This window comes from Streptomyces purpurogeneiscleroticus, assembly GCF_020024005.1.
Taxonomy (GTDB): domain Bacteria; phylum Actinomycetota; class Actinomycetes; order Streptomycetales; family Streptomycetaceae; genus Streptomyces; species Streptomyces purpurogeneiscleroticus.
The window spans coordinates 1-8,133 of the sequence record NZ_NHSG01000081.1 but is presented as its reverse complement, the minus strand read 5'-3'; the positions used below and the strand labels follow the sequence as shown (position 1 = coordinate 8,133).

The window sequence follows — 8,133 nt, the reverse complement described above, 5'->3', positions numbered from 1 at the left end:
ACCCCCGCCCTACGCGCTGTCCCCCGACTCACCCGTACGCAGTCCCACGTCCCTGCCACGACGGCCCGATGCGTCACGGCTCCGCCGGCAAAGGCGGGGGCCAGGGAGCTCGCGGCGGAGCCGAGCCCGGCTCGCTCATGGCGGCGTATGAGGGCAACCTTGGGCAGGCCGATCAGCACGACCGCCAGGGCGAGCAGACCCACCAGGCCAAGGCCGAGGGTGTTCCTCGGGCGCGCCACGACGAAGACCAGGACGACGATGACGCCAGGGCTCGCGATGGCCGCGTAGACCAGGACGGGGTGCATGCCTCTGCCCGCCACGTACGTTGCCGGTGATCCGGCCGGGGCCGACGACCGAGCTACGCGCGGTGCAACTCCCGCCTGTGCGCCCGAGCCCGGATGACTCCTTCCCGCGAGGACCAGCTGTAGCGCCCCGCGTACTTCTTGACCGGGGCCCAGGCGAACAGTCCCGCGACGATCAAGAGCGGCAGCAGCCCGAGGGAGTCCGGACCGGAGAAGTCGGCGAGGATGGCCACCACGACGATGAAGCTCATGACCAGGACGACAGCCCCGAAGAAGAAGCGGCCGTGCGGGTACCCCTGTGTGCCGTAGCGGTCCGGGAACTCCGCGTCGTGCCCACGGTCGACGGCTGCCCACTGCTGCATGAGAGCGAAGCGTTGAACGGACCTCTTGCGCAGCGCACGCAGAACGAGGAGAGCCGGTACGGCGAGTACGGCGAGCATCACCACACCCAGTACCGCCGCCACCGCGACGTCGGTGGAGCCGCCCGTCCCGGATCCGGCGGCATCGATCACCATGGCGGGGACCATGCCGACGGTGAGCGTCACCAGGCCCGCACACAGCAGGAAGACGAGCGCCCGGCCGCGCGACAGATCCTCACGGATCAGCGCGTCGAGGGCGTCCGCCTGATCCCGCAGCCGGGACGCACGATCCGGCCAGCTGTCCGGTGCGCCGGGAGGCGCCGGTAGAGGTGCAGCCCGGAAGGAGGACGTGCGAGCGGGAGCTGAAGGGGGACAGGGGTGACCGTTTGCGGTGTTCGTCATTTCCATTCCCGTGACGGCAGTGACCGGTGTCTCCCTGCGGATACTCGCAGCTACCCTGACCAGCGAAAAGGCCCTCCCGTGGGGAGGGCCTCGAAGAGCGCCCCCGGCAGGACTCGAACCTGCGGCCAAGTGCTTAGAAGGCACCTGCTCTATCCACTGAGCTACGGGGGCCGGGTGTGGGCGTGGATCACGGACCGCGGACCAGGATAGGGGGCCGCGTGCCTCGTCCCGGTTGCTTCACCTCCGTGGCACGTTGTGGAGGTTCAGTGAAGCGGTCCCGATAATCGCAGGCAGGTACGAATTCTGCATCGGTTTTGGCGCCTCGTGGGACGGGTGTTGTGCACTCGTTATGCCTGAGCCCCTCCTGTCGCGGGCGCCCCACGCGTCACAGATCCCGTTTTGTGTGGGTTCGTACGGCGCGCACATAGGGCTATACACTTCAAAAAGCCGTCGAAATTGGGCATTCTTCACATGTGGCGACCTTGGACGTAGGACCCCGGATCATCGACGCGCTCTCCGTGCTGCGTGACCGCGTCGCCGCCGCACGCTTCCCGCTCCCGTTGCCAGGGGTCGCGCGCGCCCGCCGCGACCGCGCCGAGTTGCTCGCTCACCTCGACGACTATGTGATGCCCCGTTTGCGCGCTCCTCAGGCACCGCTCCTCGCCGTCGTCGGCGGATCCACCGGCGCCGGCAAGTCCACGCTGGTCAATTCCCTGGTGGGACGGCATGTGACGGAGGCGGGCGTGCTGCGGCCCACCACCCGTACGCCCGTACTGGTGTGCCATCCGGACGACCGGCACTGGTTCACCGGACCCCGCGTCCTCCCCGACCTCGTGCGCGTATGGATGCCCGAGCAGGGGAGCGGCACGGGCCACGTGGGGGCGTATGGGAGCGCTCTTTACGGGAGCGAGAGCGAAGAGGGGGCGGAGCTCTACGAGGACGAGGGGGACGGCGGTGACGGGGGCGACGGGCCCGCGCCGCTGCGTATCGAGACGGACCGCGGCGTCACCAGAGGGCTCGCCCTCCTGGACGCTCCGGACATCGACTCCCTCGTGGCGCGCAACCGTGAGCTCGCCGCGGAGCTGATCTGCGCGGCGGACGTGTGGGTGCTGGTCACGACGGCCTCGCGGTACGCCGACGCCGTGCCCTGGCACCTGCTGCGGACCGCAAAGGAGTACGACGTCACGCTCGTCACCGTGCTCGACCGGGTGCCGCACCAGATCGCGCCCGACATCGCGGGCCGGTACGCGGCGCTGCTCAACCGTGCCGGCCTCGGCGACGTACCGCGCTTCACCATCCCCGAGCTGCCCGAATCGGCGGGTGGCGGCAGCGGCCTGCTGCCCGCCACCGCGGTCGCCGCGCTCCGCGCCTGGCTGGAGCGGCACGCCGAGGAGCCCGTGGCGCGGCAGGCAGCCGTGGCCCGTTCCGTGGCCGGGGCGGTCGCCTCGTTGCGCAGCCGGCTCCCGGCGCTGGCCGCGGCGTCCGCCGCCCAGCACGCCGCCGCGGTCCGGCTGGCCGACCGGGTCGAGGACGCGTACGAGAAGGCGGCCGTACGGGTACGGAGCGCCGTCGCCGCCGGCGAGGTCCTCTCGGGGGACGCGCGCGCCCACTGGCGCGACCACGCACTCGGGGGCCGCCCCGACGAACTGCTGGACGCCCTCACCCGCGGGCTCACCTCCCTCTTGTGCTGCGCGGTGGAGGAGGCGGACGAGCGGACGGCGGAGGCATGGCGGCGGGAACCGGCTGCGGCCGGGCTCGGCCCACCCGGGGGCGTGTGGGACGCCGGTACCAGTGCCAGTGCCGCCGATAGCGATACAAGTGCCAGCGCCAGTGCCGGTACCGCTGCCGGACGGCTCGGCATTCTTGCGCGGCGCTGGCGGCGCTGCCTGGAGGAGCTCGCGGAGGACGAGGTACGCGAGGTACGGACGGCGAGGGAGGCGTCCGGGGACGTGCGCGGCGTATTCGGGGGCGTACGGGCGCTGACGCGCGAGGCGCGCGTCCCGGGGGAAGCGCGCGGACCCGAACGGGCGGGGGCGGCCGTACCGGAAGAAGCGGCGGCGCTGCTCGCCACCATGTTGCTGGGCGGCCGCAGGGCCCGTACGGCGGGCGAGAACCTCGCCGAGCTGCTCGGCGCGCACGGAGCGCTGCGGCTGCGGGACCGGGGCAGTGCGCTGCTGGACACGTACCTGGACCGGGCGCTGGCGGGCGAGCGGGAACGCAGGCTCGCCCCACTGGACGAGCTGACCGTGTCCCCTGAGCAACAGGCGGAGCTGATCGCCGCCCTCTCGGTGCTGCGCAGGGAGCCGGTACCGGGGCCGGCATCGGGGCCCGCCCCGGAGGGGGCGATGGCGAGATGACGGAGACGTCCGTGGCGGCGGCGTTGCCGCCGGAGTGTGAGTGGCACCTGCAGAGAGGGCTTCATGGTGAGCGGTGAGGGCGAGGACGCGACCGGCTATGGATGCGTACCACGGGGGCGGCGCACCGTGGAGGACGAACTGCAGCCACGGATCGACGCGCTGCGGGAGCTGATCGGGCTGTCCCGGACGCGGCTGGACGGGCGGACGCTGGACGAGGCCGGGCAGGTACTGGACGCCGCGGACGAGCGGTACCGGCTGTCGGGCGAGCACACGGTCGTGGCGGTCGCCGGAGCGACCGGCAGCGGCAAGTCGTCGCTCTTCAACGCGCTCGCCGGCGCACCGTGCTCGCAGGTGGCGGCGCGCCGTCCGACCACTTCGCAGCCCGTGGCGTGTGTGTGGCCGGGCGACCGGGCCGGCGCCGAAGGGCTGCTGCACCGGCTGGCCATCCCCGTAGAGCAGCGCTTCGTACCCGCCTCGGGGCCTGCGTACGACGAGGACCTGCGCGGGCTCGTCCTGCTCGACCTGCCGGACCACGATTCGGCAGCGGCCGGCCACCGCGCTCAGGTGGACCGGGTGCTGAAGGCGGTCGACGCCGTCATCTGGGTCGTGGATCCGGAGAAGTACGCGGACGCGGTGCTGCACGAGCGGTATCTGCGCCCCTTGGCGGGCTACGCCGAGGTGACCTTCGTCGTGCTCAATCAGGTGGACCGGCTGCCCGGTGACGCCGCTGACCAGGTGGTCGACGATCTGCGGCGGCTGCTCGACGAGGACGGGCTGGCGCTCAGCGAGCACGAGGAGCCGGGCGCCACGGTACTCGCGCTGTCCGCGGCCACCGGAGAGGGCGTGGACGAACTGCGGGACGCGCTCCGGCAGTTCGTGGCGGAGCAGGGGGCTCCGGGGCGTCGCCTGGCCGCGGACGTGGACGCCGCGGCGGAACGCCTGCAGCCGGTGTACGTGGCGGAGGGGCACGCCGGGCTGACCGAACGGGCGCGGGAGGACTTCGAGGAACGGCTCGCCGAGGCCGTGGGCGCCACGGCGGCCGCGCGCGCGGCCGAACGCGACTGGCTGCGCCACGCGGATCACGCCTGCGCCACCCCGTGGGTACGCCTGCGGAGTTCAAGACAGGGCGCGTCGCCCGGCCGGCTTTCGTGCGGGCAGACCTTGCCCGGGCAGACCGTGCCCGGGCAGGCATCGCGCGCCGTGACCGAGCAGGCAGTGCGGGCCGTCGCCGGTGAGGCGGCGCGAGGACTGCCCGTGCCGTGGGCGCAGGCAGTGCGCGAGGCGGCGGACAAGGGCGCGCAGGGGCTGCCGGAGGCGCTGGACCGGGCGGCGGACGCGGCCGACAGGGCGCTGCGGGCGGGGCCTCCGGCGAAACCGCGGTGGTGGACCGTGGCTGCGGCGGGTCAGGGGCTGCTGGTCGCACTGCAGGCGCTGGGTGTGCTGTGGATGGTGGGCCTGCTGTGCGGGGTGGAGTGGGCAGCCAGGGGGACGGGATGGCTTCCGGCGCTGGTGCTGATCACGGCCGGTACGGTCGGCGGGCCCGCGCTGTCCTGGCTGTGCGGTGTGGCAGCACGCGGCCCCGCGCGACGGTACGGGCAGGACGCCGAACGGGAGTTGCGGGCCGCGGCGGCCGGCTGTGGCCGGGCCCGGGTGCTGGAGCCGGTCGCGGCGGAGCTTCTGCGGTACCGGGAGGTGCGCGAGCAGTACGCGGTGGCGGCGGGGGTGTGAGCGGGCCCCGCGAGGCGATTTTGGGGCCACGAGATCGTGGGCTCACGAGATCACGGGTCACGAGATTGCGGGTCACGAGATCGTGAGGCCGCGGGCGGATCACTCGTACGGGTGGCCGACTTTTCCCCAATTCTTCCTGCCCGGTGGTTGTCCCCGGCGGTTGTCCACAGCCCCCGACGAGTTTTTGTGAACTCGTGCAGCATGAGTTCCAGGCGCGGTCGAGGGCGGGATCGACGACCGGGCCGGCAGAGATAAGGAAGAGCAAGAACGGGGGGACGACGATGTCCGACACGATGGTGACGCTGACGGGGAACGCGGCGACGGCGGTGGAGCACCGCTATACAAAGGACGGCGCGGCAGCGGCGAGGTTCCGGATGGCCTGCACGCCCCGCCGCTTCGACAGGGAGCAGGGCCGCTGGACGGACGGCACCACGAGTTTCTACACCGTGCGGGCGTGGCGCACGCTCGCGGACAATCTCGCCGCTTCGGTGGCGGTGGGCGAACCACTGGTCGTACGGGGCCGGTTGACCGTACGCGAAGGGGAGCACCCGCCGGAGCGGGGCGGCGGCCGGTGGTTCGCGGCCGAGGTCGATGCCGTGACGATCGGACACGACCTGACCCGCGGAACCGCCGCCTTCCGCCGCGCCGCACGAGCCCGTACGGAGCCGCTGACGCAGTCCGGTCCGTCGCATTCCGGCCCGCCGCCGTTCGGTCCGCCGCCGTTCGGCGCAGCGCAGTCCGGGTCGGTGCAGTCGGCATCGGACGACGCGGCAGCCACCGCGTCCCTGTGGGCGACTGCCCCGCCGGGCAAGGGCGTTGACACACGCGACGATGCCGGGCCGTCCGCGACCGGATGGCCAGACCCTTCCGGCGGAACCAGCGGAGCCGGTGGAACCGATGGTCCAGCGGCACCGGCGGAACCAGCGGACCTGGCGAATCCAGCGGAACCGGCGGAACCAGCGGACCTGACGAAAACACCGGAGTCGGCGGTCCCGGTGGAACTGGCAATCTCCTAGCGGAACCTGACGATTTCACGAGCGGAACTCAGTACTCCGGCCCGGGAACTGGCGATTCGGCGCCCCGGATTGCCGCCCGCGCGACCGGAATTGAAGATTCCATGGTCGGAAGTGATTCGCCGGAGAAGGTGTCAGTGTCCTGAATTGCCCCCGGGGATTTGTCGATAATCCCAGGTCAGCGGGGCTTCCTTCGGTAACGATTGCGATTCGGATCGCCTGTCCGACGGTTACGAACGGGGACGCTGTTGCGCTTGCTCTCTAGGATCCACGAGTACTCACGGGGGCTGATCATCACGAGTACTCACGGGGACTGATCGTTCCGTTCGGCGACCTTCCGTTCGGCTGTTGAGTTCTTGCGTTCTTTCCGGCGGGGCCACCTCCCAATGACCTGCCCCGCCCAGAGGGGAATTTCATGATTTCTGTGAAGAGGCGCGGTGCGGCCCGCCTTGCCGCCGCGGTCCTGGCCTCCGGCCTGGTCGCGGCGGGTGCGATAGCCACCGCTGGGCCTGCCGCCGCGGATGACGCGCCCCCCGGGCACAGCGGAGTGACCGCCACGCTCGGTGGTCTGACGACGTACGACCAGGCCGTCATCCACGACCACGGCCGGGACCAGAAGATCGGTGCCGGGCTCTTCGAGATGGCCGTCGACGGGGGCGGCTCGCTCCAGACGTACTGCATCGACATCCACAACCCGACGCAGAACCAGGCCAAGTACCAGGAGGTGCCCTGGAGCCAGTCCTCGCTGCACAACAACTCGGACGCCGGCAAGATCCGCTGGATCCTGCAGAACTCCTACCCGCAGGTGAACGACCTGGCCGCGCTCGCGGGCAAGGCCGGCTCCGGGACGCTCACCGAGAAGACCGCGGCGGCCGGTACGCAGGTCGCGATCTGGCGCTTCTCCGACCACGCCGACGTCGACGCGGTCGACCCCGCGGCGGAGAAGCTGGCGGACTACCTCCAGAAGAGCGCGCAGAACCTCGCGGAGCCGACGGCGTCCCTGACGCTCGACCCGCCCGCGGTCTCCGGCAAGCCCGGCAGCCGCATAGGCCCGGTCACGGTGCACACCAACGCCCAGAGCGCGACGGTCACCCCGGCGGCGGACGCCCCGGCCGGCGTCTCGATCGTCGACAAGAACGGCAAGGCGGTCGCCAAGGACGGCAAGCCGCTCGGCACGGTGACCAACGGCTCGCAGCTGTTCTTCGACGTGCCGGCCGATGCGGAGGACGGCGCCACCTCGATGACCGTCCAGGCCGCCACGAAGGTGCCGGTCGGCCGGGCGTTCACCGGTGTCGGCGATCACGCCAAGAGCCAGACGCAGATCCTCGCGGGCTCCAGCGAGTCCACCGTGTCCGCGATGGCCGGCGCCTCCTGGGCGAAGCAGGGTGCGGTTCCGGCGGTCACCGCCGAGAAGAACTGCGCCAAGGGTGGCGTGGACATCACCGTCAGCAACAAGGGTGACGAGGCGTTCGGGTTCCAGCTGTCCGGCAAGGACCACGAGGTCGCGCCCGGCAAGTCCGAGACGGTGACCGTGCCGGTCGGCGAGGACCAGTCGTACGAGATAACGGTGAAGGGCACGGGCGGCTTCTCGAAGACGTTCTCCGGCGTCCTGGACTGCAAGACCGCCGGCAGCGGTGACGGCAGCAGCCCGTCCCCGGCCCCGTCCGCACACCCGAGCCCGGCCTCGGCCGGTGGTACGGGCGGTGACTCGGCCGGTGACCTGGCCGAGACCGGTTCCAGCAGCGCCACGCCGGTGATCGCGGGTGTCGCGGTCGTGCTCGTCGTGATCGGCGGCGCGGCGGTCTTCTTCCTCCGCAAGAAGAAGACGGTCTGACGCGGTAGGACGGTCTGACGCGGTAAGACGGTGTGAGCCAGTGAGCCAGTGAGCCAGTGAGCTACTGAGTCATTGAGTCAGTGAGTCGGGCCGACGGCCCCGGAGCGCGCCCAGCGCCCCGGGGCCGTCGCCGTCCAG

General features: G+C 71.7%; 6 protein-coding genes and 1 tRNA gene. 4 read left to right on the top strand and 3 right to left on the bottom strand.

The annotated features are described in order from the left end of the window. From CCS38_RS02535 to CCS38_RS02525, 3 genes are all read right to left on the bottom strand, one after another. The coding region (locus tag CCS38_RS02535; protein WP_223731531.1) for a hypothetical protein at window positions 1–305 on the bottom strand (305 nt) is incomplete at its 3' end. A 53-nt stretch (window positions 306–358) separates the two neighbouring features. Beyond that, complete coding sequence (locus CCS38_RS02530; protein WP_223731530.1) at window positions 359–1,063, bottom strand: hypothetical protein; 705 nt, start codon at window positions 1,061–1,063, stop codon at window positions 359–361. A gap of 98 nt (window positions 1,064–1,161) precedes the next feature. Next, window positions 1,162–1,234: transfer RNA gene (locus CCS38_RS02525), tRNA-Arg, on the bottom strand. Between the two features lie 311 nt (window positions 1,235–1,545). Between CCS38_RS02525 and CCS38_RS02520 the strand changes: the two genes are divergently transcribed. The 4 genes from CCS38_RS02520 to CCS38_RS02505 all read left to right on the top strand — a co-directional run bounded on the left by CCS38_RS02520 (window position 1,546) and on the right by CCS38_RS02505 (window position 7,995). Then, window positions 1,546–3,420, top strand: coding sequence for a dynamin family protein (locus tag CCS38_RS02520; protein ID WP_223731529.1), 1,875 nt, complete (start codon window positions 1,546–1,548; stop codon window positions 3,418–3,420). A gap of 63 nt (window positions 3,421–3,483) precedes the next feature. After that, entirely contained in the window at window positions 3,484–5,148 is a 1,665-nt protein-coding gene (locus CCS38_RS02515; RefSeq protein ID WP_223731528.1) for a GTPase, read from the top strand. Between the two features lie 281 nt (window positions 5,149–5,429). Further along, complete coding sequence (locus CCS38_RS02510) at window positions 5,430–6,164, top strand: single-stranded DNA-binding protein (RefSeq protein ID WP_223731527.1); 735 nt, start codon at window positions 5,430–5,432, stop codon at window positions 6,162–6,164. Window positions 6,165–6,576: 412 nt separating this feature from the next. After that, complete coding sequence (locus CCS38_RS02505) at window positions 6,577–7,995, top strand: Cys-Gln thioester bond-forming surface protein (RefSeq protein ID WP_223731526.1); 1,419 nt, start codon at window positions 6,577–6,579, stop codon at window positions 7,993–7,995. Window positions 7,996–8,133: the final 138 nt, after the last annotated feature.